Annotated in this window: 22 protein-coding genes; 14 read left to right on the top strand and 8 right to left on the bottom strand. The window is 67.8% G+C overall.

All coding sequences use genetic code 11. The annotated features are described in order from the left end of the window. The first annotated feature begins 7 nt into the window (after positions 1-7). The 7 genes from KCTC_RS02055 to KCTC_RS02025 all read left to right on the top strand — a co-directional run bounded on the left by KCTC_RS02055 (position 8) and on the right by KCTC_RS02025 (position 7,358). Positions 8-484: a prepilin-type N-terminal cleavage/methylation domain-containing protein gene (locus tag KCTC_RS02055; protein WP_164512434.1), complete on the top strand. Its 477-nt coding sequence runs from the start codon at positions 8-10 to the stop codon at positions 482-484. Next, positions 478-1,143: a type II secretion system protein gene (locus KCTC_RS02050; RefSeq protein ID WP_125566305.1), complete on the top strand. Its 666-nt coding sequence runs from the start codon at positions 478-480 to the stop codon at positions 1,141-1,143. The genes KCTC_RS02055 and KCTC_RS02050 overlap by 7 nt, the downstream gene beginning before the upstream one ends. After that, positions 1,140-3,335, top strand: coding sequence for a hypothetical protein (locus KCTC_RS02045; protein WP_125566303.1), 2,196 nt, complete (start codon positions 1,140-1,142; stop codon positions 3,333-3,335). Before KCTC_RS02050 ends, KCTC_RS02045 begins: the two co-directional genes overlap by 4 nt. Beyond that, positions 3,332-4,126, top strand: coding sequence for a prepilin peptidase (locus tag KCTC_RS02040; protein ID WP_197715227.1), 795 nt, complete (start codon positions 3,332-3,334; stop codon positions 4,124-4,126). The genes KCTC_RS02045 and KCTC_RS02040 overlap by 4 nt, the downstream gene beginning before the upstream one ends. A 130-nt stretch (positions 4,127-4,256) precedes the next feature. Continuing rightward, a complete protein-coding gene (locus KCTC_RS02035) occupies positions 4,257-5,594 on the top strand; it encodes a hypothetical protein (protein ID WP_164512433.1) in 1,338 nt (445 codons plus the stop codon). Further along, entirely contained in the window at positions 5,591-6,205 is a 615-nt protein-coding gene (locus KCTC_RS02030; protein WP_125566299.1) for a class F sortase, read from the top strand. Before KCTC_RS02035 ends, KCTC_RS02030 begins: the two co-directional genes overlap by 4 nt. Beyond that, positions 6,177-7,358 carry a D-alanyl-D-alanine carboxypeptidase family protein gene (locus KCTC_RS02025; protein WP_125566297.1) on the top strand — a complete coding sequence of 394 codons (1,182 nt, stop codon included), beginning with the start codon at positions 6,177-6,179 and terminating at the stop codon, positions 7,356-7,358. The genes KCTC_RS02030 and KCTC_RS02025 overlap by 29 nt, the downstream gene beginning before the upstream one ends. Here the strand turns inward: KCTC_RS02025 and KCTC_RS02020 are convergent. Continuing rightward, positions 7,348-8,421 (bottom strand): PLP-dependent cysteine synthase family protein, encoded by a 1,074-nt coding sequence (locus KCTC_RS02020; protein ID WP_125566295.1) that lies wholly within the window; start codon positions 8,419-8,421, stop codon positions 7,348-7,350. The genes KCTC_RS02025 and KCTC_RS02020 overlap by 11 nt on opposite strands. A gap of 46 nt (positions 8,422-8,467) precedes the next feature. Here KCTC_RS02020 and KCTC_RS02015 point away from each other — a divergent pair, with 46 nt between their 5' ends. Next, positions 8,468-9,304, top strand: a complete 837-nt coding sequence (locus KCTC_RS02015; RefSeq protein WP_164512432.1) for a YhjD/YihY/BrkB family envelope integrity protein — start codon at positions 8,468-8,470, stop codon at positions 9,302-9,304. Here the strand turns inward: KCTC_RS02015 and KCTC_RS02010 are convergent. Further along, entirely contained in the window at positions 9,301-10,185 is an 885-nt protein-coding gene (locus KCTC_RS02010; RefSeq protein ID WP_125566291.1) for a catalase, read from the bottom strand. The two genes, KCTC_RS02015 and KCTC_RS02010, sit on opposite strands and share 4 nt — an antisense overlap. Continuing rightward, a complete protein-coding gene (locus KCTC_RS02005) occupies positions 10,182-11,342 on the bottom strand; it encodes a zinc-binding dehydrogenase (protein WP_125566289.1) in 1,161 nt (386 codons plus the stop codon). Before KCTC_RS02005 ends, KCTC_RS02010 begins: the two co-directional genes overlap by 4 nt. A gap of 52 nt (positions 11,343-11,394) precedes the next feature. Here KCTC_RS02005 and KCTC_RS02000 point away from each other — a divergent pair, with 52 nt between their 5' ends. Beyond that, positions 11,395-12,657 (top strand): PucR family transcriptional regulator, encoded by a 1,263-nt coding sequence (locus tag KCTC_RS02000; protein WP_125566287.1) that lies wholly within the window; start codon positions 11,395-11,397, stop codon positions 12,655-12,657. A 124-nt stretch (positions 12,658-12,781) separates the two neighbouring features. Here the strand turns inward: KCTC_RS02000 and KCTC_RS01995 are convergent, their stop codons facing one another. From KCTC_RS01995 to KCTC_RS15125, 3 genes are read right to left on the bottom strand one after another with little or no spacing between them, the layout of a single operon-like run. Next, the gene (locus KCTC_RS01995) at positions 12,782-13,951 is read right to left on the bottom strand and encodes an NAD(P)/FAD-dependent oxidoreductase (protein ID WP_125566285.1); all 1,170 of its coding nucleotides are present in this window, start codon (positions 13,949-13,951) and stop codon (positions 12,782-12,784) included. Beyond that, positions 13,951-14,142, bottom strand: coding sequence for a ferredoxin (locus tag KCTC_RS01990; protein ID WP_125566283.1), 192 nt, complete (start codon positions 14,140-14,142; stop codon positions 13,951-13,953). Before KCTC_RS01990 ends, KCTC_RS01995 begins: the two co-directional genes overlap by 1 nt. After that, a complete protein-coding gene (locus tag KCTC_RS15125) occupies positions 14,139-15,578 on the bottom strand; it encodes a fatty acid desaturase (RefSeq protein ID WP_125566281.1) in 1,440 nt (479 codons plus the stop codon). The genes KCTC_RS01990 and KCTC_RS15125 overlap by 4 nt, the downstream gene beginning before the upstream one ends. Before the next feature lie 322 nt (positions 15,579-15,900). Here KCTC_RS15125 and leuS point away from each other — a divergent pair, with 322 nt between their 5' ends. The 5 genes from leuS (at position 15,901) to holA (ending at position 23,222) form a co-directional block, all read left to right on the top strand. Continuing rightward, on the top strand, positions 15,901-18,315 hold the full coding sequence (gene leuS / locus KCTC_RS01980; protein ID WP_125566279.1) for a leucine--tRNA ligase: 2,415 nt from the start codon (positions 15,901-15,903) through the stop codon (positions 18,313-18,315). Positions 18,316-18,333: 18 nt separating this feature from the next. Further along, the gene (locus KCTC_RS01975; protein ID WP_125566276.1) at positions 18,334-19,170 is read left to right on the top strand and encodes a DegV family protein; all 837 of its coding nucleotides are present in this window, start codon (positions 18,334-18,336) and stop codon (positions 19,168-19,170) included. Between the two features lie 97 nt (positions 19,171-19,267). Beyond that, positions 19,268-19,993: a helix-hairpin-helix domain-containing protein gene (locus KCTC_RS01970; protein ID WP_125566274.1), complete on the top strand. Its 726-nt coding sequence runs from the start codon at positions 19,268-19,270 to the stop codon at positions 19,991-19,993. Further along, entirely contained in the window at positions 19,990-22,233 is a 2,244-nt protein-coding gene (locus KCTC_RS01965; protein ID WP_125566272.1) for a ComEC/Rec2 family competence protein, read from the top strand. The genes KCTC_RS01970 and KCTC_RS01965 overlap by 4 nt, the downstream gene beginning before the upstream one ends. A gap of 41 nt (positions 22,234-22,274) precedes the next feature. Further along, positions 22,275-23,222: a DNA polymerase III subunit delta gene (holA, locus tag KCTC_RS01960; protein WP_125566270.1), complete on the top strand. Its 948-nt coding sequence runs from the start codon at positions 22,275-22,277 to the stop codon at positions 23,220-23,222. A gap of 55 nt (positions 23,223-23,277) precedes the next feature. On the opposite strand, the gene rpsT is transcribed toward holA, so the two are convergent. Further along, a complete protein-coding gene (gene rpsT, locus KCTC_RS01955; protein ID WP_125566268.1) occupies positions 23,278-23,535 on the bottom strand; it encodes a 30S ribosomal protein S20 in 258 nt (85 codons plus the stop codon). Positions 23,536-23,634: 99 nt separating this feature from the next. Then, complete coding sequence (locus KCTC_RS01950; RefSeq protein WP_125566266.1) at positions 23,635-24,570, bottom strand: hypothetical protein; 936 nt, start codon at positions 24,568-24,570, stop codon at positions 23,635-23,637. Positions 24,571-24,781: the final 211 nt, after the last annotated feature.

Raw genomic sequence — 24,781 nt, 5'->3', positions numbered from 1 at the left:
GCGGCATGTGCGCCCTACCGACGATCACGGCGAGACCCTGATCGAATTGCTCGTGGCGGTCGTGATCATCGGCATCGGCGCGATCGCGATTCTTGGTGGCTTCGAATTCAGCATCAAAGCCTCGGTCCTGGGGCGCAATCAGGCCACCAGTGACGCGTACGTGCGAACGCTGGCCGAGAAGATCCAGAACACGTTGAACACGTCCGGCACCTACAAGACGTGCGCGTCCGCAACGCAGTATCTGACAGCGAGCGTCAAGTCCGTACTCCCGACCGGGTTCACCGCCACCTCCACAGCCGCAAAGATCTGGAACGGCAGCGGCTGGACCAGTACCTGCAGCGCCGCGACGGACACTGGCGTCCAGCTCGTCGTACTGACCGTGACCAGTACGGGCACCGGCGTTCATCAGGCCAATGAGAAGTTGACCGTCGTGCTGCGCAAGCCGTGCAACACCGGCCCCTACAGTGCCGCAAGCAAATGCTGACCCGTCGTGGTGCCGACGACGAGGGGTTCACGCTGATCGAACTCCTGATGACGATCGCCATCCTCGGGATCATCATTGTGGCGATCGTCGGGACACTCTTCGCCTATCTGCGCAATGCGAACGAGACCCGGGCACGGATGAGTGAGTCGACCGACCAGCAGTTCGTGTCGGCGTATTGGCAGCAGGACGTCAGCAGTCTCGGAACGCATGGGACGCCCAGCGGAGGGTCGGTGTCCTACGGCACCGGCGGGTCGGTGTGGAAGCCGGGGGACACGGTCCCCAGCGGCGTGCCGAGCGGTTGCACCTCCATCGCGAACATGGTGGTGGGCTTCGCGTGGAACGACTACAAGAGCGCGAGTACGACGGACAGCACCGCTACCTGGACCACCACCAACAACGCTTCGGTCTACTTCACCGTGACGTCCGGGGTCCAGACCGAGCTGTGGCGTACTCGCTGCAACGGGTCGACCGTGCAGACCAACATCCTGGCGCACTACCTGACGCAGGTCCCGACCGTGGCCTGCTCCCCTGCCACCTGCAACACCCAGACGCCACCAGCCACGGTGTCGATCACGCTGGTGGTGCGGAATCTGAGCGAGGCCGTGCACAACTCCACGGGATACACGACGACCTTGACCGCTGAACGGAGGCAGGGATGACGAAGCGAACCGCGAGGCACGGCGACGACGGTGCGATGTTGCTGGTCGCACTGATCTTGATCACGGTGATCGCCATCGTGACGGTCGCGCTGCTGAACATGGGGAACGGACGATTCGCGGCCACGATCGGTCTGCGGGCAGTCGCCAGCACGGAGTACGCCGCCGACGCAGCGGCCAAGATCGCGATCAGCGACATCGAACTGGGGACGAGCGCCCCCGGGATCACAGCACCGTCCGGGGTGACGCTGCCCTGGGTCTACAACAACGGCATCGACGGCACCGGGTGCTTCGGCGGGTCAGGTTCGCTGGGTTCGCCAGAGTCGATCGTCGCCAAGACCTCGGTCAACCTCTCCTCGTTCTACAGCGACCCGCAGAGCAAGACGACCAAGAATGCGACGGTGACGTGCTCGCCGGTCCCGGGCACCGGCATTTTCGGCCTCGGGTCCGGTGCTGGCGGCAGCACGGGGGGCTCCGGCGGCAGCGGTGGCGCGGGTAGCGGCCGGGCGTTGACCATCCTGGGTTCGGGCGGTCTGGGGGCAAGCTCCAAGAACGGCGCATTCTCGATCCGCGGTGACGTGATGTCCGCCGGCGCGATCACGAGCAGCAAGGGGTATCTCTACACGACGGGGACCGTGAAGGCACCCTCCTGTTCGACCGGCGGCAACGCGCCCAAGAGCGCTCAAGGAGCCTCGGGGGTTGACTGTGCGTACGCCGGGACCGTTGACGATCCGTACGCCGGGGTTGCGCCGAATTCGATTCCGACCGACTCCTCCGGCAACTGGGTCCTCGGTGCCCAGAGTGGGTGCTCCTTCACCGCCGGTTACTACCCGGACGTGACTCCCTTGAATGCCTGCACGAATGCCACCTTCGCCCCGGGGACGTACTACTTCGACTTCCACAACAACAGCACTGACCCGACCTACAGTTCCCAGTACGCGAACAGTGGCGACCTCTGGACGGTGAACGGCAACGTCGTAGGCGGCCAGTCGACGGGCAGTTCGAGCATCCCGGGCTCCTGCGTCAGCCCGATCGACAGCACCACCGCCCAAGGCGTTCAGTTCATCTTCGGCGGAGACAGCCAGATGACGCTCGGCAAGGACGGCAATGTCGAGCTGTGCGGCTCGTACAACAACGGCAAGGCGCCCATCGTCATCTACGGGTTGGACGGGACGTCGTCGGCTCGGGGGCTACTCGCCGCGAACTATGCGGCGTCGCCGACAACGTCGCCCAACACGGCGCCGTCGACAGTCACACCGAGCGGCGGCTTTGCGGTGTCGCCAGTCGGCCCTACGGATGCTGCCGCGGTCGCCAACGCCGACAGCACCGTCGAGAAATGGACGACGGCGAGCGGTGGAACGGCCAACCTCAGCCTGAGTGGCTTCAACATTCCAGGCATTCCGTCGGGCTCGACCATCAAGTCGGTCACCCTGACCCTTCGGCACCAGGAATCCCCGACCAGCGGCACGTTGACGCCCTCACTGAAGTTCAAGGTCGGCTCAGGGGCGAACAATTCGACGACGACCCAGCCGACAATCAAGTCGTCCCTGACCACCGAGACGCTCGACCTCACGTCGGATCTGGCTTCGGTCGTGGCGGCAGGCAATCTTGGAAACACCACGCTGCAGTTCATCGAGACGGCCAAGAACGGCAGCACCAAGGGCACCTCGCAGGTGGACCAGGTGCAGTTGCAGGTCGCCTACTGGGCACCGCGTCTGCGCGGCGAGACAGCGACGGCGATCCCCAACAACTGCGTGCGCGCGACCGGTGGCAGCCACTGTGACCTGTTCGGGATCAGCGCGAGCGGCGGAAGTTTCAAGGGCGCGCTCGTGGTCAACGGCACGACCTATGTGCCGGTGGGCTCCGTGAACGGCAACATCAGCAACGGTTCGGGAACGGTCGCCCTGCGGTGGGGACTGGTCGCGGATTCCGCGGACCTCAACGGATGGCCGCAGTACTCGTTCTCATACCCGCTCGTCTCGATTCCCGACTCGGGTCCGGGCCTCGGATCCAACTTCACGGCGGTCGATCTCAAGGTCTATCTCTGTGATTCCGGGACCTGCCCGACGACGGGAACACCTGCGCTGACAGCCAGGGTGTCGTTCACCGACCCGATCGACAGCACGACCGACATCGTCACGCCGACAGCGGGCGCTCGGATCGTCAGCGTGATGAGCTGGGCACCGGCCCGGTGATCCCTCTCTGGGCCTCCGGCACACTCATCGGCGTCCTCGGTCTCCTGATCGGCTCGTTCCTCAACGTCGTGATCCACCGCGTACCGGCGGGGGAGTCGCTCGTACGCCCCGGTTCCCGGTGCCCGTCGTGCGGCGAGGCGCTGAAGCCGTGGCACAACGTGCCGGTGCTGAGCTGGCTCGCGCTGCGGGGGAGGTGCGCGTACTGCCACTCCGCGATCAGCGTTCGCTACCCGATCGTCGAGGCGGGGACCGCTGCCCTGTTCGCAGCCGTTGCACTGCACTTCCCACACCGGCAGTGGCTGTGGCCGGCGCTGCTCTGGTTCGCGGCCATCAGCATCGCTCTGACAGCGATCGACCTCGACGTGAAGCGCCTGCCGGACGCCATCGTCCTGCCGTCGTATGCGGTCATGGCCGGTCTCTTGGCGGTGGCCGCGACGGGTGCCGCCAACGGGGGGTCGCATGCGCTGATCCGCTCACTGGAGGGGGCCGCGGCGTTGGGCTGGTTCTACGGACTGATCTGGCTCATCGCACCAGCTGCCATGGGCTTCGGAGACGTGAAGTTCTCGGTGATCATCGGTGGCGTCACCGCTTACGTCTCGTGGGGCACCCTCCTCGTGGGTGCGTTCGGTGCGTTCATCGTCGGGTCGGTGATCGGGGTGGCGCTTCTCGCCACAGGGAGGGCCGGACGCAACACGGCGGTGCCGTTCGGCCCCTTCATGGCGATCGGCGCATGGGCGTCCCTGCTCGGGGCCGGCGCGTGGGGCGACTGGTATCTGGCCCATCTGGGGTGATCATGAGGGTGATAGCGCCGAGATGAAGTTCATGTAACAGTCAACCGGTCGTTTGGACTAGTCCTTAAATACTGGATTAGGGTGAAGGGGCCGGGTGGACCTACCCCTGGCGTTACAAGGAGGACAGACGATGTTGTTCCGCATGGGGGCGCGAACCGTCGCTGCTGCTGGTGCTGTGACCGTGGTCGGCGTACTTGCCGCTCCGGCCCTGGCAGCCACCACTGTTTCGCAGGCGACTGCCCAATCACTCAAGCTCAGCATTTCCGGTACGCCGGCCGTGACCCAGATCGTGACCGCGTCCAACGACGGCACCAAGCAGACCAAGAACAATGCCGACACCCTGCCGACCCTGGCCCAGGTGCTGCCGACCAACAACCTCCTCGGCGCCGGTGTGGCACCGCAGGACGCTGGCGCCAACGCCAACGGCACCTCGTTCGCGTGTGCCGGCATCGCCGGCACCGGTGGTGGCATCGTGCACACGGGCAACACCGCATGCAAGCTCAACGGTGCTCCGATCACTCTCGGCCTCGGCAACCTGCAGCTCGGTGCCACGACGCTCGACAGCACGTCGGTCGTCGGAGCGCTGCTCCAGTCGCTCGGCGTCTCCAGCGCGCTGAACGGGACGGTGCAGCCGCTGCTGCAGAGCATCATCAGTCCTGTCTCGAGCGCGCTCTCGACCACGCCTCTGGGCCTGTCGATCGGCGGCACGTTGTCGGCTATCGAGGCGACCTGCCAGGCGACCCCGGCCGCTGCGAGCGGCGCTACCCACCTGGTCGACTCGCAGGGTGGATCCAAGCCGGTGCCGATCACGGTGACCGTCCCGGGCCAGCCGCCGATCACCGTCCTTCAGTTGCCGGCGAACCCGCCGGTGAACACCCACCTCGTTGTGGACCTCAGCACCGTGAGCCAGACCGTGATCAACGCGCTCAAGGTCGAGCTCACCGCGGCGCTGGGTCAGCCGGGTGTCGCTGGACCGCTGGGAACTGTCGCCACCGCTCTCGGTCAGACGTTGCAGCAGGTCCAGGACTCGGTGATCAACACGCTGGTCGACCAGATCCGCGGGCCGCTGCTCCAGCCGCTTCAGGCGAGCGTTCTCGACGTGACCCTCAACAAGCAGATCTCCTCTGACTCGGGCAAGAAGATCGACGTCACCGCGCTCGATCTGCAGGTCCTCCCGGCCGCCGCCCAGTTCGCGGGCGGCTCGCTCGTCAGCGGTCAGCTCGGCCACGTGACCTGTGGTCCGAACACCAAGGCCTCCAACAACGGTGGCGGCAACAACGGTGGCGGCAACAACGGTGGTGGCAACAACGGTGGTACGCCGGGCAACCCGACCGTGATCCCGCACGGTGTTGACGCTGGTCTCGCCGGCAACAGCGACAGCATCGCTCTGACGTCTGCTCTCAGTGGTACGGCTCTGGCGGCTGCGGCCGGTCTGGGTCTCTACCGCCGTCGGCTCGCCGCGCGATGATCGCGATCGACGCCGAGACGCGGCGTCGATGGCTCAAAGGGGCAATTCTCCCGGCCATCGGGATCCTGCTCGTGCTCGCCGCCCTGCCCTGGTTCTTCCAGGGCAAGGGCGGCGATGCCGATGCCAGCGCACCGAACCCTGTGGTGACGCCGACTGCCTGGACCATCAAGATCGCGTCGGTCAACGTGGACGCTCCCTTGGTGGGCATCGACGCCACCAGTTCGCTCACCCTCGATCCGCCGCGCAACCCGCAGCAGGTCGGGTGGTGGAAGCAGAGCGCGACCCCCGGCGCGAAGGCGGGCAAGACCGTCGTCACGGGGCACACGGTGCACACCGGTGGGGGTCAGTTCGACCACATCGGTAATCTGACCAAGGGCGCAGAGATCACGATCATCTCCGCCGCCACGACGGTGACCTATCGCGTGGTCAGGATTCAGAAGATCTCGAAGGCTGAGGTCGACAAGGACGCCATGAATCTCTTCGGTCAGAAGAACCCGCACAACGTGCTCGAACTCATTACGTGCAGTGACTGGACCGGTCACTCCTACCTGACCAACACGTTCGTCTGGGCCACCCCGATCCGTGTCGCGCCGACGGCGCCGGCGGCCTGAGCTTCGTACGCGCCTGCTGGCGATCGTCTCCGTCCTCGTGGTGGCGGCGGTCGCCGTAGGCGCGTACTGCTGGTTCCGGCCTCTTCCCTCAGTCCGACTCTCGACCTCTCTCATCGGCACCACGCCGGGGGAGGCGTACGCGCTCCCGTTCCCGGCGGTCGGTTCGTCCGCCGTCGCCGTCGACGGTCTCGGCCTGGTCGCCGGCCACGGCGTCGACGAGCGGTTCTCCACTGCGAGCCTCGCGAAGGTGATCCTGGCGCTCTGCGTCCTGGAGAAGGCGCCGCTCACTCCGGGTCAGCAAGGGCCGACCTTCACCCTGACCACGTCTGACATCGAGATCTACAACCGGGCCCTCAGCATGAACGCCTCGACCTTGGGCGTCATCAACGGCGAGCGACTCACTGAATATCAGACCCTGCAGGCCCTGATGATCCCGTCGGCCGACAACATCGCCGACTCACTCGCCCGCTGGATCTTCGGATCCCATCAGTCCTACGTCGCGTACGCGCGGGCCTGGCTGCACGCTCATCACCTCGATCGCACCGTCCTCGGCGGCGACGCGAGCGGTCTGCATGTCGGCACGACGAGTACGGCACGTGACCTGGTCAACCTCGGCCTGATCGCGATGCGCAACCCGGTCCTTGCCTCGATCGCCTCCCAGCGCGGCGCCACGTTCCCGGTCGTGGGCTACAAGACCAACTACGACACTGTGCTCGGGCAGGGTGGGATCACCGGCCTCAAGACCGGCAACAACGGCAGCAACCACGGTGCGTTCCTGTTCACCTCGACGGCGCAGATCCGCGGTCATCGGGTCGACATTGCCGGCGTCATCCTGGGTCAGCCCGACCTGGCGACGGCACTGGCTGCGGCTCCGGCTGTCATGGACGCGGCCCGCCGCGGCCTCCGGGTCGACACCGTCGCCATCGCCGGTCAGACGGTCGGTCGCACCGTGACCCGCTGGGGCGCGTCAACCCCCGCAACGGCTGCCGAGACGCTCACGGTGCTGCGGTGGATCGGAGCGCCGGTCACCGTCTCCGTCGACGCAGCCGGCTCGTGGCTGATCGCGTCCACCGGGACCAGCAGTGAGCGCGTACGCCTGATCGCACCTGAGCCGGCGCGCCCGTCGTTCTGGTGGCGGTTGTTCAGGCGGTAGGCCAGGCCGCCCCGGCCACGTACGCCTCGATCTGGTGCCGCGACGCGACCGGATCGAACCCGTGATCGGCCAGCCACTGGTCGGAGTAGTACGTGTCCGCGTACCGCTCGCCGCCGTCGCACAGCAGCACCACGATCGACCCGCGCTCACCGGCCGACCGCATCTCGTCGATCAGGCCGAACGCGCCCCACAGCGCGGTGCCGGTCGAGGCGCCGACAGGGGTGCCGAGGGCATCGGTGCACCACTGCATCGCGCCGATCGACGCGTTGTCGGGGACGCGTACGAGCCGGTCGATGACGGTCCTGACGAAGGACGGCTCCACGCGAGGCCGACCGATCCCCTCGATCCGGGACCCAGGGCCAGTGGCCGCGGCGTTGGCGTTGGTCCAAGCGTCGAGGAACGCCGAGCCCTCCGGATCCACGACGCATACACGAGTGGCGAGGCGCTTGTAGCGGACATACCGACCGATCGTCGCCGACGTGCCGCCGGTGCCGGCACCGACGACGACCCAGCTCGGGACCGGATGCTGCTCGCCCGCCATCTGGTCGATGATCGAGTCCGCGATGTTGTTGTTGCCACGCCAGTCGGTGGCCCGCTCTGCGTTGGTGAACTGGTCGAGGTAGTGCCCGCCGGACTCCTCGGCGATGCGTTGCGCGGTGGCGTAGATCGCCGACGGGTCGTCGGTGAACTCGCACCGCCCGCCGTACGCCTCGATCAGCGCGATCTTCTCCGGGGAGGTCGTACGCGTCATCACAGCGACGAAGGGGAGACCCAGCATCTGTGCGAAGTACGCCTCCGAGACCGCGGTCGACCCCGACGAGGCTTCGACCAGTGTCGCGCCCTGATCGACCAGACCGTTGACCAATGCATGCAGGACCAGTGAGCGCGCGAGGCGGTGTTTGAGCGAGCCGGTCGGGTGTGCGGACTCGTCCTTGAAGTAGAGGTCAATGCCCCAGTCGGCCGGCAGCGCGAGTCTGCGCAACGGGGTGTCGGAGCACGCCGCCGACTCGGACTCCAGCGTTGCGATGGCACGGTGGAGCCAGGTCTGCGTCACGCTCGCCATTGTGCACCTGCGGAGTTCCCGGGTACGGCAGTGGCACACTCGGGTGGTGATCGAGCTGCACTCGGACCAGGCCGTGGTTCGGCGCGTACGCCGTGACCTGCGGTTGTTCGCCCGCGAGTACGCCCGGTCGGATCTGGGGACGCGTACGCTCGCGCTCACCGCACAGTTCGCACTGTCCGCCGCGCCGGTGCTGGTCGCAGCCGCGGCTCTGGTGCACCGGTTCCGGCACGCCGACCTGATGAGTCTGCTCACCGAACTCTTCGGTCTGCACGGCTCGGCACGCGCGGATGTCACGCAGTTGTTCCTCACCAGCGCGACCGCCGACACGGGGTCTCAGTTCCTCGGCCTGCTGGTGGGCATCGCCTTTGCAACCGGGGCGTCAGCCACCCTGCAGCGGTGTCTTGAGATCTTCTGGCACCTCCCGAAGGCACCGTTCAAGCAGGCTTGGCGTCAAGTGCTGTGGGTGCTCGCACTCATTCCGTTCTTCACCTTGTCGATCAGGCTGGCGACGTTGTTGCAGAAGGTCCACCCGACCCCGGCGATCACCGGTCTGATCGCCCCGTTGGGTCTCGGTATCGGCTCGGTGATCTTCATCTGGTGGACGCAGCGGTTCCTGCTGCTGGGCCGGGTGTCGTGGCGCGCGCTGGCGCCGGGGAGCCTGCTGACCGGCGTTGGCCTGATGCTGCTGTCGATGGTGACGCAGGTCGTGGCCTCGTCACAGATCGCCGAGGACGTGAACGATTACGGTCTGGTCGCGGCGAGCTTCGCGCTGCTCGTCGAGGTGTGGTGCATGAGCGGGGTCATCCTGGGCGGGACGCTGATCGGGGCGATGTTGCGCCGAACGCCGGGTCTCGGCCTGCCGAACGTCGGGTCTCGGCGCTAGGCGCGGTGACTGGCCGAGGCGGAGTACGCAGCGGCGCGGAAGAGCAGGATCGGGTCGTTCGACAGTTCGATCCCGGGGATGATCCGGGTCGGGTCGAAGACGATGATCGAGCCGTCGGCCTCCGGGTCCGGGGCCGTGGCATCAACGCTCAGCGTGCCCGCGATGAAGGTCTCGACAGGCTTCCACTGCGACGTCGGATCGTGCGGGTCATCGGACTCGGAGGCGACCGACACCTCGAGGTCCCAACGGGCCGGACCGGCGGACAGACGGGTGGCCAGTTCCTCGACCAGCCAGTTGGCTCCGGTCGGCGTCGCCGCAGCAGCCGCATCGACCGGACGCCAGATGTAACGCACCCAACGCCGGCTGCCGTCGGGGGCGATCCAGGCGTACGCGTGCACGGGGTAGTACGTCGCCTCCGCGAACGACTTCGGCGGCTTGATGGCGCCGGCTTTCGCGTTGGCGGCCAGAGGGCCGAGGACGCTGGGGTTCCTGGCCAGGAAGGCGGCGAGCTTCCACGGCTTGGAGTGCGCCGCCACGGCTTCGGTCATCTCGACGAACTTCCCGGGGTCCTTCACCGGGAACCGCGGCGCGGTCTGGCCGAGCAGATCGGTGGCGCCCGTCTCGGTCCTGAACGACACCGACATCCCACGTACGTCCGGTGCCTTGTCGGGTGACTTCGGATTGCCGCTGCCGTTGGAGAACCGGACCAGTACCGGAACGGGGGAGCCCTGCAGATGCGCCGCGATGCCGAGCTCCGCCGAGCGCGGCGCGGCAGTGAAGGTGCCGGAGGCGTACGTGCCCTTGGCGTGGAGCGTCCGGTGCGGGCCGCTCGCGTGGAAGGCCCGGCGCAGGCGAGCGTCGGCGGTGGTGGCGTCGGTCATAGTTCGGCTCCGCTCAGGGTGGGGTCAACGAGGATCTTGGCGTGACGTTCGGGGTCTCGCAGGGCGTCGAAGGCTGCGGCAACGCCGTCGAGTCCCACAGTGGCGGTATGCAGCGGTCGGGGGTCGACCTTCTTCGCAGCCAGCATCCGGAGCGTGTCGGCGAACTCACCCGGGTCGTAGGCGAAGACATACCGAAGTTCGGTCTCCTTCTGGATCGCCATCGCCGGACGGTACGTGTCGGGCTGCATGCAGACACCGACGACCACCACGCGTGAACGCATCGGGACCGCATCGATGATCTCGCTGAGCACCCCCGGGACACCGACACACTCGAAGACCACCGGGCCCGAGGGGGAGGCGCCGGCCAGCTCACCGACGCGGATGAGCCGCTCCCACGGCAGCATCGGCACCCGGCGCACCTTGGACATCGCCGCGAATCCCCAGTCGGCGAGCTCTGGCACCGACCGCATCGCGGCCGGCACCTTGATGTGATCCCAGGGCGAGGAGTCGCGCGGGTCGACCACGATGTCCGCGCCGCACTCGCGAGCCAGGTCGCGACGGGCGGGAGAGAAGTCCGAGGCCACGACGTGGCGTACGCCCTGCGCCTTGAGCATCAGGATCACCGCGAGACCGATCGGGCCGCAGCCGATCACCACAGCGCTCTGGCCACGGCCCACCTGTCCGCGGCGTACGGCATGCCAACCGACGGCCAGGGGCTCGGTGAAGGCGGCGTCATCGGTGCTCACCGAGTCCGGCACCTCGAAGGTGAAGTCCTCATGGACGAGGAACAGATCGCCGTACGCGCCCGGGCTGGCCTCGTCGTACCCGATCATGTGGACACCGTCCTCGTCCCGCGTCATCGGGACAGACACGACGCGAGTTCCCGGCTTCCAGGGCTTGCGGCAACCGGGACCGTACGCGACCACCTCGGCGACGAACTCGTGCCCCATGACCACGTGCTGCTCGGGACGGATCCCGGTGTCGTACCCGACCTGAGCCATCAGTTCGGCCATCTCGTCGCTGTGGTGGCGCATGTGCAGGTCGGATCCGCAGATACCGGCGCGGAGCGTACGCACCAGGATCTGGCCACGACCTGGGACCGGGTCCGGCAGGTTCTCGACGGTGAGTTCAGACTGATGACACACGACGGCACGCACGTGCCGACGCTATCGTGCTGGCGTCGGCACGACTACGGGTGCGAGGAGCGGGATGGCTGCGGAGCGACTCATCGCATTCGGATATCCGGACTCGCCGCGCGACCCAGCGGTCGAGGCGTTCATCATGGAGTTCATCGCGCGGGAGTTGGAGCCTGAGCGCGTGGAGGCCTGGGTCGCCCGGGTTGCCGAGTACGTCGCCCAGGGGGCACCTGACCTCGCCTCCGACCCGGAACTGGCCACGATGTTGCTGGACACGGTGCGTGACCAGTGGCGCACCTTCGTCCAGACCGTGCTGCCGGCCAAGGAATCGGCCCAGGTCCGCTTCCAGTTGGTGCCCTCGGCCACGGCGATCGCGGTCGAGGTGGCGCGGCGCAGACTCGACCTCGGGGTGCTGGTCAACGCCTACCGGATGGCGCAACGGGCCGCGTGGGACTACGCCACCGGTGTCGTGGCGGGGCTGCCCGAGGACCTGGACCACGCCGAGTTGCTGATCCGGTTCTGGAGTGCCGCGGGTGCCTGGCTGGACGCAACGGTCGAGCAGTCGATCCTGCTGCACCAGAACGAGACCCGTCGGATCCAGCAGCGCGGCGACGCGCAGCGGTTCGACCTCGTCAAGCGCGTCCTGGACGGCGGCGTCATCGAGCCCCGCGAGATGTCGGCCGGTCTGGGCGGCTACGCCGTGACCGGGTCGCACGTGGCCGTCATCCTGGTGGCCGACGGCGCCGACTCGATCGCGCATCTGGAGGCGACGGCGGTACGCCTGGCCGAGCGCCTGGGCGCGCCTCGACCGCTACTGGTACAGCCCGGCGGTCGTGAACTGTGGTGCTGGGTCAGCGGTGTCGACGCCGCCCGGATCGTGGGCCTTCCCGGGGCCGAGATCCTGCCCGGGATCCGGGTCACGGTCGGTGGACCGCACGCCGGAGTCGACGGCTTCGTCGCCGCGTACGAGGACGCCCGCCGGGCACAACGGCTCGCGCTCGCGCCGAGGGCGCCGCGGGTGCTGGTGTACGACGACGTCGCCGCGATCGCCCTGCTGGCTGCAGACCCGGCTGCTGAGGCGTACGTCCGCCGGACGCTGGGCAAGTTGGCCAGTGATGAGCCCGCGATCGTACGCCTGCGGGAGACCGTCGCGGCGTACGCCGACTCCTGCGGCAGCGTGGCTGATGTTGCCGAGCGGTTCGACCTGCACAAGAACACGGTTCGGTACCGCCTCGATCAGGCCGCCAAACTGGTGGGCCTGCCCTTCGACGGGAACGCGTCAGCAGTCGGCCTCGCGATCGCCTACTACGACGCCCTGCTCGCCAGCGCGGAGTAGCCGGCCTCGCGCCGCCTCGGCTGGCGACATGAGGGGTCCGCCGATCTTCCGAACGTTCGGACGGGCCGCCCAGTCACCGTCCGAACGTTCGGAAGATTCGTGACCGGCACGGGAAAGCCGTCGGCTACTCGACCAACGAGGGGACCGCGGAGTAGGACTCGAGGGCGTCTGCCCAGGACGTACCTGCCGCGATCAGACGGCGTGCCTTGGCCGCATCGCCCGGACCGTCGATGGCCAGCGCCCCGGCGAACCGATCGCCGGCTCGCGTGAGGATGACCCCGCTGACACTCTCCCCGGCGAGGAAGACGTCCTCATCGCCACGGCACTCGCCGACGTACTGGATCCGGTGCCCGTACCAGTGCGACCAGGCGAAGGCCACGCCGCTCCAGACCTGCGGCTCCGGGCTCACCGCGTTCATGCCGGCGATCCGACCCTGGTCGGCGGCGGCCACCCAGTGCTGGCCGAGTTCGCCATCGATGATTGCGGCATCCCCGGCCACCCAGACGTCGGGCAGGTTCGTGGCGAGTGTGGTCGCTGCGACCACCGCCCCCGTTGGATCGTGCAACGCGATGCCGCTGCCGGCCAACCAACTGGTCGCCGGACCAGCGCCGATGCCGGCGATGACCGTGTCCGGACGGATCGAGGTGCCGTCACTCAACGTGACGCCGCCCGGACCCTGCGCGACGATCGTCGTACCGAGCCGGAGGTCGACCCCGCCCGCGCGGTGGACAGCTACGAGAGCCTCGCCACCGATGTCGCCGACTGCGCGCCCCAGGGGGAGGGGGGCGGCATCGATGACGATGACCTCCAGGTTGCGGGCACGTGCCGCCGTTGCGACCTCGGCTCCGATGAACCCGGCACCCACGACCAGCACCCTGCGGGCGTTGTCGAGCGCGCTGCGGACGTATTTGGCGTCTGCATACGACCGCATCGTCAGCGCACCCGGCAGGCGACGTGCCTCGCCCCCCGTGGTGATCACGAGGGAGGAGTACGGAACGTCGCCGGCCGAGGTGTGCACGACCCGGGTGACCGGGTCGAGCCCAGTGGCGGTGACGCCGGTCCGGACGTTCGCCCCCAGCTCGTCCCACGCGGCCTCATCACGCAACGTCGGCGGCTCGAGCGTCCCGTTCGGCGCCAACAGATCCTTCGACAGCGGCGGCCGGTCGTACGGCAGGTGTGTCTCGGTGGTGATGAGGGTGATGGAGCCGGTGTAGCCGGCGGCTCGAGCGCCTTCGACGGCGCGTACGCCTGCGATCGAGCCACCGACGACGACCAGGCCGGGCGCGGTGGTCATCAGACGAGCTTCAGTGCCCAGACGGGACAGGCCTCGACTGCGGACTTCACCAAGGCCTCGTCGCCGGCACCGGGGGAGTCCTGGAGGACCTTGACGAACCCGTCGTCGCCGACCTCGAAGTACTCATGTGCGGTGGTCTCGCACATCCCGATGCCTTCGCAGAGACCGTGGTCCGCCTCGATCCGGCTCACTGGAGCGCTCCCTTCAGGGGGATGAAGTCCACCTTCTCGCGGACACCGCAGTCGGGGCAGGTCCAGTCGTTCGGGATCTCGCTCCACGCAGTGCCGGCGGCGAAGCCCTCGAGTTCGTTGCCGGCAGCGACCTCGTAGGTGTAGCCACAACCAGGGCAGCGAGCTGCCGTGACGCCGTCGTCGAACTGCTGACGGGTGATGTCGACGTGACCGATCTCCTTGTGCGCGACCGGAGCCGGGTACTTCGTCAGCAACTTCTCCAGCTTGCCCGGCTGGACATTGGCCAGGGTGATGTCGCCGTCGAAGTGGTCGACGACCTTCTGGTCCATGACACGGCGCCAGATCGGCGGGACGGCGGCGATCACGATCATGCCGGCGTACCCGGTCGGGAGCACCGGGCTCTCCTTGAAGTCGCGCAGTGCCTGGTAGCGACGGGTCGGGTTCGCGTGGTGGTCGCTGTGGCGCTGCAGGTGGTACAGCAGCACGTTGGTCGGGATGTTGTTCGAGTTCCAGCTGTGGCTCGGGTTCACCCGCTCGTACCGGGCGCTCTCGCCCTCGCCGACCTTCTGGCGGAGCATGCCGTAGTGCTCCAGGTAGTTGACGATCTCCAGCAGGGAGAAGCCGAAAATGCCCTGGATGACGAGGTACGGGAGGATCCCGACGCCGAGCCAGATCGTCATCGCGCCCCACAGGGCGATCGACATGATCCAGGCGTTGAGGACGTCGTTGCCGATGTGGAACGGGTGCGTGTTCTTGCGGGCGTAGCGCTTCTTCTCCAGGTGCCAGGCGCTCTTGAGTGAGCCGAAGACCGTACGCGGCCAGAAGCGGTAGAAGTTCTCGCCCAGTCGCGAGCTCGCCGGGTCCTCAGGCGTGGCGACGCGTACGTGGTGGCCGCGGTTGTGCTCGAGGTAGAAGTGGCCGTAGAAGGTCTGGGCGAGGGCGATCTTGGACAGCCAGCGCTCGACCGACTCACGCTTGTGCCCGAGTTCGTGGGCGGTGTTGATGCCGAGGCCACCGAGAACGCCGAGCGAGATCGAGAGGCCGACCTTGTCGACGACGCTCCAGTGCGCTCCGTGGACCATCAGATAGAAGGCGACCACGAAGCCGACGTACTGGACCGGCAGGAACAGGTAGGTGATCCACCGGTAATACTTGTCGTTCTCCAGGGATTCGATGATGTCCTCAGGCGGGTTGGCGCCGTCGAGGCCGAAGATCAGGTCGGCGATCGGAACGAGGACGAAGAGCAGGACTGGCCCGAGCCAGACGATCGCGTGACCGAAGGCGGTCGCGTTGTGGGACATCGCCCACTCGTGGGAGCCGACGGCACCCAGGACGGCCGCGGGGATGATCACGCCCATCAGCCAGAGGTAGCGCTTCTTGTCACGCCATTGATCGGTGCTGCCTTCGGGAATGGTCCCGGTCAGGATGTCGGTCATCTCAATCTCCCAAGTTGTGCGGTGGGTACTCCTAGAGCCTCGCACCACCGGACAGCGTTAACACGCCGTCAACGGCCAATTTGGGAGTGGGTTCTTGTGCGATCGCACAAAATGAAAGACGTCGCTGACCCAGGAGAACTGGTGCAATGGGGGGGGATTTGCACCCGAACCGCCAGCGGGCCAGCGACGCGTACTCCATCTTGTCACGCTCCGGGGTCCCTCACAGCATTTGTGGGGAATCCGTGGAATGTTGCAGGTGTGAAGGGTGAGCCCTCGCTCGGATAGGCTCGGGCAGCGATTTCCGGTGCGTAGAGGACGAGACATGACGCAGGACCAGGCCCACCCGGCAGAGCCGTCGTACGACCCCGCTGCCCTGCAGCTGAAGTGGCGCCCGGTCTGGGAGAAGCTCGACCCGTTCCGCGCGGGATCCGCGGCTGAGGGGGCACCCCGCAAGTACGCCCTGACGATGTTCCCGTACCCCTCCGGCGACCTGCACATGGGCCACGCCGAGGTGATGGCGCTGCACGACGTGCTGGCGCGCTACTGGTGGCTCAAGGGGTACGACGTCCTCAACCCGATCGGGTGGGACTCGTTCGGTCTGCCGGCGGAGAATGCCGCCATCAAGCGTGACCAGCACCCCTCGGTCTACACCTACGACAACATCGAGACCCAGGCTGAGTCCTTCAAGCGTTATGCGGTCTCCTTCGACTGGTCGCGTCGGTTGCACACCTCCGACCCGGAGTACTACCAGTGGACCCAGTGGCTGTTCCTGAAGTTCCGTGAACGGGGCCTGGCGTACCGCAAGGACTCACCCGTCAACTGGTGCCCACAGGACCAGACGGTGCTGGCGAACGAGCAGGTCGTCAACGGGCTGTGCGAGCGCTGCGGAGCCGTGGTCACCAAGCGCGAGCTGAACCAGTGGTACTTCAAGGTCACCGAGTACGCCCAGCGACTGCTCGACGACATGGACGCGTTGCAGGACACCTGGCCGTCCCGCGTACTCGCCATGCAGCGCAACTGGATCGGCCGATCCGAGGGCGCGCACGTCGACTTCGTCATCAACCTTGCTGACGGTTCGACGCGATCGATCACCGTGTTCACGACTCGCCCCGACACCCTGCCGGGTGCGACGTTCATGGTGGTGGCCGCCGACGCCGCGCTGGCTGCCGAGATCGCGTCGCCGTCGGCTGCGGCGGACCTCGAGAACTACCTCGTGGACGTACGCAAGGCCTCCGACATCGACCGCCTGGCTACTGACCGGCCCAAGACCGGCGTCGACCTCGGCATCACCGCGACCAACCCGGTGAACGGCCAGCAGATCCCCGTGTGGGCCTCGGACTACGTGCTGGCTGACTACGGCACCGGCGCGATCATGGCCGTGCCGGCCCACGACGAGCGCGACCGTGAGTTCGCGGAGAAGTTCGGGCTCGCGATCGTGCCGGTCTACGACGAGGATGCGCCCTACGACAAGGCGGAGGCGATCAAGTCCACGATCGGTTCGCTCGAGGCCGCGGGCACCGGCTCCGGCACGGTCAACTTCCGGTTGCGCGACTGGCTGTTGTCGCGGCAGCGATTCTGGGGCGCCCCGATCCCGATCATCCACTGTGGCGACTGCGGCGAAGTCGCGGTTCCGTACGAGGACCTGCCCGTACGCCTGCCGGACAACATCTCCGGCGCGGCACTCAAGCCGGTCGGCACCTCGCCGCTGGCGGCGGCCGAGGACTGGGTCAACGTGCCCTGCCCGACGTGCGGCAAGCCGGCGAAGCGTGACTCGGACACGATGGACACCTTCGTCGACTCGTCCTGGTACTTCCTGCGCTACCTCGACCCGACGCTGGAGACCGGCCCCTTCGACCCCGCCGTCGCGCGCGAGTGGGCACCGGTCGACCAGTACGTCGGCGGCGTCGAGCACGCGATCCTGCACCTGCTCTACGCACGGTTCTTCACCAAGGTCCTGCACGACATGGGGATGCTCGACTTCGTCGAGCCGTTCACCGCGCTGCTCAACCAGGGCCAGGTCATCAACGGCGGCAAGGCGATGTCCAAGTCGCTCGGCAACGGGGTCAACCTCGGCGACGTCATCGATGAGTTCGGTGTCGATGCCACCCGTCTGACCATGGTGTTCGCCGGACCGCCGGAGGACGACATCGACTGGCAGGACGTCTCCCCGGCCGGGTCGCTGCGCTTCCTGCAGCGCGCCTGGCGCCTGTCGGGGGACGTCACCTCGCCGGTGGGTGCCACCGGGGGCGACGTCGCACTGCGCCGCGCGACCCATCGCACCATCGCCGACGCGGAGGCGCTCGTCGAGTCGCACCGGTTCAACGTCCTCGTGGCAAAGGTGATGGAACTCGTCAACGTGACCCGCAAGGCGATCGACTCCGGCTGTGGCGGCGCCGACCCCGCGGTCCGGGAGGCGACGGAGACCGTCGCGATCCTGCTGTCGATGGTTGCTCCGTACGCGGCCGAGGAGATGTGGGAGCGCCTCGGGCACCCCGCCACCGTCGCCCGTGTCGGTTGGCCGACCGTGGATCCGGATCTGCTCGTCGAGGACTCGGTCACCGCCGTCGTCCAGATCCAGGGCAAGGTCAAGGCGCGCCTGGAGGTGCCGCCGACGATCACCGACGCCGAACTGGAAGCGCTGGCGCTGGGTTCGGAGGACGTCGTACGCGCCCTGGCTGGGGCTGCACCGAAGAAGGTCATCGTGCGCGCGCCCAAGCTCGTGAACATCGTCATCTGATCTCGGTACGCTCCGTCCATGCCTCGTGTCGCCGTCGTCACCGACTCCACGTCGTTGGTGACGCCCGATGCCGAGGTGACCGTCGTACCCGTGCAGGTCGTCGTCGGCGATGAATCCTTCGCGGACGGTCTGGAAGAGGTCTCGCCCTCGGCCGTGATCGGTGCGCTGGCAGCGAAGAAGTCGGTGAGTACGTCTCGGCCTTCGCCGTCGGCGTTCGCCGAGACGTACGCCTCGCTCGCGGCTGCCGGTCACGACGCGATCGTGTCGATCCATGTCTCGAGCAAGATCAGTGGCACGACCGAGTCGGCTGAGTTGGCCGCGGCGGAGTCGCCGATCCCGGTGACAGTCGTGGACTCACTCGCGGTAGGCCCGTCCCTGGGGATGTCGGTGATGGCGGCCGCGGCGGCTGCTGCCAGGGGAGCATCGGCCGAGCAGGTGGCCGCTGCCGCGCTTGAGCGGTCGTCGCGCTCGCATTCGTTCTTCTACGTCGACTCCCTGGAACCAATGCGCCGTGGAGGCCGGATCGGCGCGCGCGCCGCGCTGGTCGGATCGGCGCTCGCCGTGAAGCCGTTGCTGGGGCTGCGTGACGGACGCGTCGTGCTGCTCGAGAAGGTTCGTACGACCTCTCGTGCACTGATCCGCCTCGAGGAGTTGGCGGTCGAGGCGGCTGGAGATGGACCCGTCGAGATCGTCGTTGCTCATCTCGGTGCCCTCGAGCGCGCAGAGGCCGTTGCAGCCAGGCTGGCCGATCGGGTGGAACTCGGCGCTCCGGTACGCGTGATCGAGTTCGGACCTGGCTTGGCGGCGCATCTCGGCACCGGGGCGGTGGCCGTGGTGGTCGCCCCGGCCGTCTAGACCAGTTTCTCTCCACAGGTCGTCGACACGGAGTCGTCATCCACACGCTTCCGCGGCGTGATGAGCACTGTCGGAGGTGCTTCGTAGCGTCCTCGACATGCCTGGCAACCAGCTGCGACTCGTCGACCCGCTGTCCTCGGCGCCGCCCTGGGAGGAGTACGACGATCCGCCGGTGATACCGATGCCGGGTCGCCACGTCGATGCTCGCCCGAGTGCTTTCGCTGAGGCGCTGGTGCCCCAGCGTTGGCGTGGTCGGTTCGAGTTGGGGCCCTGGCATGTGGTGGCCGTCGTGGTCGCCGCGTGCGTGGCCCTGGCTGCGGCGACGTGGCTGACACTGAGGCATCAGCCTCACGTGGTGACCGGTCACGGGAGCAGTTCCGCGACAGGTGCGGTGCCCGTCGCTGCTCCGGTGACGAGTGTGACCGTCGACGTCGAAGGGACTGTCCGCAAGCCGGGGATCGTCGTCCTTCGTGCCGGCGCGCGCGTGGTGGATGCCGTGAAGGGGGCAGGAGGGTCATTCCATCGGGATCAGTTGTCGGGACTCAACCTGGCGACGGTTCTGACCGACGGCCAACAGGTCGTGGTGGGGGCGGCCGTCGCGACCGGCCCCGGCGGTGCGGGCGCCTCTGATGGCCTGGTGAACCTCAACACGGCCTCCGCCGATGATCTCGATGCCATCCCCGGCGTCGGGCCGGTCACCGCAGAGGCGATCGTGTCCTGGCGGCAGCGCAACGGTTCCTTTCACACGGTTGACGAGCTCCTGGAGGTCGATGGCATCGGCCCCGGGAAGTTCGCGAAGATCAAGCCTCACGTGTCGGTGTGAGGGACTACCGGCTGTGCGCCGTCGCTGCCGCTGCCTGGAGTGGCGCCCTCATCGGTCACGGCAAGGCGCACTGGGCGTTCGCAGCGGCGGGAGTGCTCCTGATCCTGCTCGCCTGCAGTCGGCGATGGACGGCCGCGGTGGTTCTGGGGATGTCGCTGTCCACTGGCGCTTGGCTGGGTGCGCTGCACTCGGGCGGCGGGCCGACACCCTTGCGGGAGTTGGCCGCCGCGCATGCACAGGTACGCGTGGTCGCAACGATCGCCGCGGCCCCGCACGCCGTCGTCGGTCGCTACGCGGCCCGTTGGGTGATGCCGGTCGAATTCCGATCGGTGGAGGGACGTGGCACGGCGTTCGACCTGGTCGCCGAGGGACTCATCTCGGGCGCCGAGTCGTGGAGCCAGGTGAAGGCGGGTTCGCTGATCGAGGCGTCCGGGCAGATCAGCGAGTCCGGGGACGGGCCGATCCTGTCGGTGTCCGTGCCGCCGGCGGTACTGGCGTCACCGGGACCGTGGCGCCGGGCCGCGGAGGGCGTACGCGGCTCGATCCGGCGCTCGGTGGCATCGGCTCCTGAGGAGCCACGTGCGCTGCTTCCGGCGCTGGTCGACGGCGAGCGGACCAGCCTCTCACCGCAGGTGGTGGCTGACTTCAGGACGACCGGGCTCACTCATCTGGCTGCCGTCAGTGGGACCAACGCCGCGATCACGATCGGATTCGTCGTCATCCTGGCTCGCCGCTGTGGAGTCCGCGGGCGCGGCCTGACGCTCGCCGGCGGACTAGCGGTGGTCGCGTTCGTCGGGGTCGCCGGGCCGGAGCCGAGTGTGCTCAGGGCGGCGGTGATGGGCAGCATCGGCTTGATCGGCATGGCGGACCGGGACCGCGGTCTGCGCGCCCTCGGAGGTGCCGTGCTCGCGTTGGTGCTCTTCCAGACATCCTTGGCGTGGACGTGGGGTTTCGCGCTCTCCGTCGCGGCGACCGCGGGCATCCTCATCGTCGGGCCGGATTGGCGCGACGGGCTGATGCGGTGGCTCCCGCGTCCAGTCGCCGAGGCGATCGCGGTCCCCGCTGCTGCGCAGTTGGCCTGTACGCCGCTCGTGGCTGCGATCTCCGGGCAGGTCAGTCTTGTGGCCGTGGCCGCGAACATCGCAGCTGAACCAGCCGTCGCGCCCGCCACCATCCTCGGTCTCCTCGCCGGGTTGACCGGACTGGTCCTGCCGCCCGTCGGGGCCGGGATCGGCTCGGTCGCCTGCGTGTTCGCGAGCTGGATCCTGTGGGTGGCTCATCACGGTGCCGACTTCCCGCGGGCGGCGATCGGGTGGGGGACCGGCGCGTTGGCGATCGGTTGTCTGGTCGTCCTCACCTGGTTGGTGGCTGCTCTCAGCCCGCGGCTGCTCCGGCGGCGTTGGATCGGCGTCGTGGTGGCGCTCGTGAGCGTCATGGTGCTGACCATCAGGATTCCGGTCCTCGGGTGGCCCCCGGACGGGTGGGTGCTCGTCGCCTGCGATGTCGGTCAGGGGGACGGTCTGGTGCTGCGGACCGGTGATGGCGAGGCGGTCGTGATCGATACGGGACCCGATCCGACGCTCATCGACACCTGCCTGACCCATCTGAGGATCAAGCACGTTCGCCTTCTCGCGCTCACCCACTTCCATGCCGATCACGTCAATGGCATCGCCGGAGTCTTCCGTGGGCGACAGGTCGACGCCATCTGGACGACCCGGCTCCAGGACCCGCCGGGTGGCGTACGCGTGGTGGACGAGGCCGTCGGCCACGTGCCCGAGATGGCTGCGGCAGGCGGCCACGCAGAGTTCGGGGACGTACGCCTGGACGTCCTGTGGCCGCTGCCGGATGCGGCGACGGCAGGACCCGGTGACGGGTCGACGGCCAACGAGTCGAGCGTCGTCATGCTCGTGCACGCCGCCGGCATCTCATTGCTGCTGACGGGTGACCTGCAGCCGGAGGGACAGGCTGCGCTCGCCGCACGGGTCCCGGGACTGCACGTCGACGTGCTGAAAGTGCCGCATCACGGCAGTCGGTACCAGGACGGACCGTGGCTGCAGTCGCTCGGCGCCGCGGTGGCAATCATCTCCGTCGGCGCGGGGAACGACTACGGACATCCGGCGCGGTCGACCCTTGACCTCCTGAGCCGTTCCGGAGCTCGGGTGGTGCGTACTGACGAGTCCGGTGAGGTTGCGGTCGTCGTACGCCAGGGGAAGCCGGAGGCGCTGTGTCGCACCTGCTGAGGCAACGCGAAACCGTCGGAGCCGTATGACAGGGTTGACCCATGCCGCCGATCGCCACCAACCCGCTGGGACGGGTGCTGCTGATCACGGGCTCGGCCGAATTCCTGGCCGAGCGGGCGGTGGCCGATGCTCGCAAGGCCGTGCGTACGGTCGACCCGGATGTCGAGATCTCCGAGGTCGGCGCCGACGACCTGTCCTCGATCGAGGATGTGGCGGCGCCCTCGCTCTTCTCCAGCGTCCGGTGCGTGATCGTGCGTCAACTCGAGAACCTGTCCGACGAGGCCGTCGCAAGCCTGCTGGCGTACGCCGCAGAGCCTGCCGACGACATCGCCCTCGTGCTCGTGCACTCCGGGGGGCAGAAGGGTTCGGGAGTTCTTGGCAAGCTGCGCAAGTTGGCAGCGGTCAGCGAGACCGTTGCCGCTGAGCCGAAGCCACGTGAGTACGTCGGATTCGTGACGTCAGAGGTCCGCGGTGCCGGCGGACGCATCGATCCGGGCGCGGTCGAACTGCTCATCGAAGCGGTCGGACAGGACCTGCGCGGGCTGGCTTCAGCGGCCAGCCAACTCGTGGACGACTTCCCGGGCGAGGCGATCACCGAGGATCGCGTGCGGCAGTACTTCGGCGGACGCGCCGAGGTGAAGAACTACGTCATCGCCGACGCCATCATGTCGGGTCAGCGGGCCAAGGCGTTCGAGGAGATCCGCTGGGCCCTCAACACCGGCTCGTCGCCGGTCTACATCCTGTCCGCAGTCGCGGGGCAGGCGCGTACGGTCGCCAACCACGTCGCTGGGCGACGCGACCGGAACGTGCCGGACTGGAAGGTCCGTCAGGTCGCCGGTATTGCCCGCGGGTGGACTCCCGGGGGCATTGCGCAAGCCGTACGCGCGATCGCGCAGGCCGATGCAGATGCCAAGGGCAACACCGCCGACGGGACGTACGTGCTGGAGCGGTTGGTGCTCACCGTCGCGGCTCTGAGAGACGGGCACTAGAAAGCAGAAGGCCGGCCCCCGAGGGGACCGGCCTTCTCATGCATGGTGGCTCAGATCAGAGCGACGCAGCCTTCTTCGAGATCGAGGACTTGCGGTTGGCAGCCTGGTTCTGGTGAATGACGCCCTTCGACACAGCCTTGTCGAGCAGGCGGTTCGCGGCGGCGGCCAGAGCCACGGCGTTCTCGTCGCCGGCGTCCGCGGCGGTACGGAACTTGCGGATCGCGGTCTTGAGACCCGACTTCACGGCCTTGTTGCGCTCGTGAGCCTTCTCGTTCTGCTTGTTGCGCTTGATCTGCGACTTGATGTTCGCCATGTGAATCCTCTTCTGAACGTCTGTTTGCGGGTCGCGAGCCTCATCCGGCCCCTCGGGGAATCAGAGGGGAGAGGCCTACGAATCACGCGAGGACCGAGATTACCAGCCGCGCCGTTCAGACAACCAATTCCAGAGTGCGTCCCGGTGCTCGATCGCAGCGCTGCGCAGGTGCTTCGAGGACGCAGGTGCGGGTTGGTCGGCCGCCCGGAAGTAGTAGCCGGCCAGCAGAGCCAGCACGATGTCGATCGACTCGCTCGGGACCTGAGCCAGCAGTGGATGGCTCGCCATGTGCATGTTGACGTCGAACCCGTCGTGGCGGGGGCCGATCAACAGCATCAGCGAGTCGATCCAGTTCGCCCCCCGTGACGGCCACTTCCAGTCGCACACCATGACTGTGTCGTCGTCGATGAAGATCAGGTTGTCGTCGCGTACCTCACCGTGCACCAGGGTGTCTCCGGCCGTGACACCGGCGAAGCGTGCGGCCAGCGCGGCTGCATCATCCAGATGCGGCAACGAGGGCTGGGCCCTGCGTACGTGGTCCCAGCACGACGGCCAGTCCGCGTACGCGTCGGCGAAGTCGGCGACGCCGAGCCCGGGCGCCGGAGTGAGTGCCTCGGCAAGCGTCACGAGTGTGTTCGACGCCGTGCGTACGTCGGCCTCCGTCCAGGGGCGCGGCGTCTGGTCGCCATCAGCCGGGTCGATGCACAGCACGACCCAGTCGTCGGCGTCGTACATCCACTGCAACCGGGGCACCGCGACGCCCGGGGGCAGGGTCCGCAGCGCACGCCCTTCGGCCCGGTAGGCCTCCGCGATCGGCCGCTGCGCGACCAGCGAGGCAGCCTTCACGAAGTGGGTGGTCCCGGCAGCGGACACGACCAGCGAGGCGAATCCGGGGGTGAAGCCGCCGGTACGTGATTCGGTGACCACGATCTTCGAGCCGATCCGTTGCTCGATCACCCCGCGTACGGCCGGAGGCAAGTGCGCCCACTCCAGTCGTCGGGCGGTGCGCCCGTACGGGATGGCGTTCACGATCACGGTGGAGAGTCTGGCAGGCGCTCAGCAACTCAGCCTGCGGTTCGCATCCGTCCGCTGGGGCCGCGCGCAGCTGTGCCACTCGCGCCGACACGCCGCATCTCGGCGCGTCGCGAGGTGGAGGGGCCCGATTGTGGCCCCGTCACTGGCCGGTAGCCCGCGATCGGTGGATCTGCTGTCCGCCGTGGAAGAATCCGTGCGTAGAAGTCCGGAA

The organism is Nocardioides baekrokdamisoli (genome assembly GCF_003945325.1).
In the GTDB taxonomy this organism is placed as follows: Bacteria; Actinomycetota; Actinomycetes; order Propionibacteriales; family Nocardioidaceae; genus Nocardioides; species Nocardioides baekrokdamisoli.
Note: the sequence above shows the minus strand (reverse complement) of the source record. Positions and strands in the feature narration are given on the sequence as shown.

What these genes read in the sequence shown, in the direction of transcription:
- KCTC_RS02000 (WP_125566287.1), top strand. Translation starts at nt 11,395, where the DNA reads ATGGCTGCGGAGCGACTCATCGCATTCGGATATCCGGACTCGCCGCGC.
- KCTC_RS01975 (WP_125566276.1), top strand. Translation starts at nt 18,334, where the DNA reads ATGCCTCGTGTCGCCGTCGTCACCGACTCCACGTCGTTGGTGACGCCC.
- KCTC_RS02050 (WP_125566305.1), top strand. Translation starts at nt 478, where the DNA reads ATGCTGACCCGTCGTGGTGCCGACGACGAGGGGTTCACGCTGATCGAA.
- KCTC_RS02020 (WP_125566295.1), bottom strand. Translation starts at nt 8,421, where the DNA reads ATGGCGAGCGTGACGCAGACCTGGCTCCACCGTGCCATCGCAACGCTG.
- leuS (WP_125566279.1), top strand. Translation starts at nt 15,901, where the DNA reads ATGACGCAGGACCAGGCCCACCCGGCAGAGCCGTCGTACGACCCCGCT.
- KCTC_RS02010 (WP_125566291.1), bottom strand. Translation starts at nt 10,185, where the DNA reads ATGACCGACGCCACCACCGCCGACGCTCGCCTGCGCCGGGCCTTCCAC.
- KCTC_RS01995 (WP_125566285.1), bottom strand. Translation starts at nt 13,951, where the DNA reads ATGACCACCGCGCCCGGCCTGGTCGTCGTCGGTGGCTCGATCGCAGGC.
- KCTC_RS01970 (WP_125566274.1), top strand. Translation starts at nt 19,268, where the DNA reads ATGCCTGGCAACCAGCTGCGACTCGTCGACCCGCTGTCCTCGGCGCCG.
- rpsT (WP_125566268.1), bottom strand. Translation starts at nt 23,535, where the DNA reads ATGGCGAACATCAAGTCGCAGATCAAGCGCAACAAGCAGAACGAGAAG.
- holA (WP_125566270.1), top strand. Translation starts at nt 22,275, where the DNA reads ATGCCGCCGATCGCCACCAACCCGCTGGGACGGGTGCTGCTGATCACG.
- KCTC_RS02045 (WP_125566303.1), top strand. Translation starts at nt 1,140, where the DNA reads ATGACGAAGCGAACCGCGAGGCACGGCGACGACGGTGCGATGTTGCTG.
- KCTC_RS02035 (WP_164512433.1), top strand. Translation starts at nt 4,257, where the DNA reads ATGTTGTTCCGCATGGGGGCGCGAACCGTCGCTGCTGCTGGTGCTGTG.
- KCTC_RS02030 (WP_125566299.1), top strand. Translation starts at nt 5,591, where the DNA reads ATGATCGCGATCGACGCCGAGACGCGGCGTCGATGGCTCAAAGGGGCA.
- KCTC_RS15125 (WP_125566281.1), bottom strand. Translation starts at nt 15,578, where the DNA reads ATGACCGACATCCTGACCGGGACCATTCCCGAAGGCAGCACCGATCAA.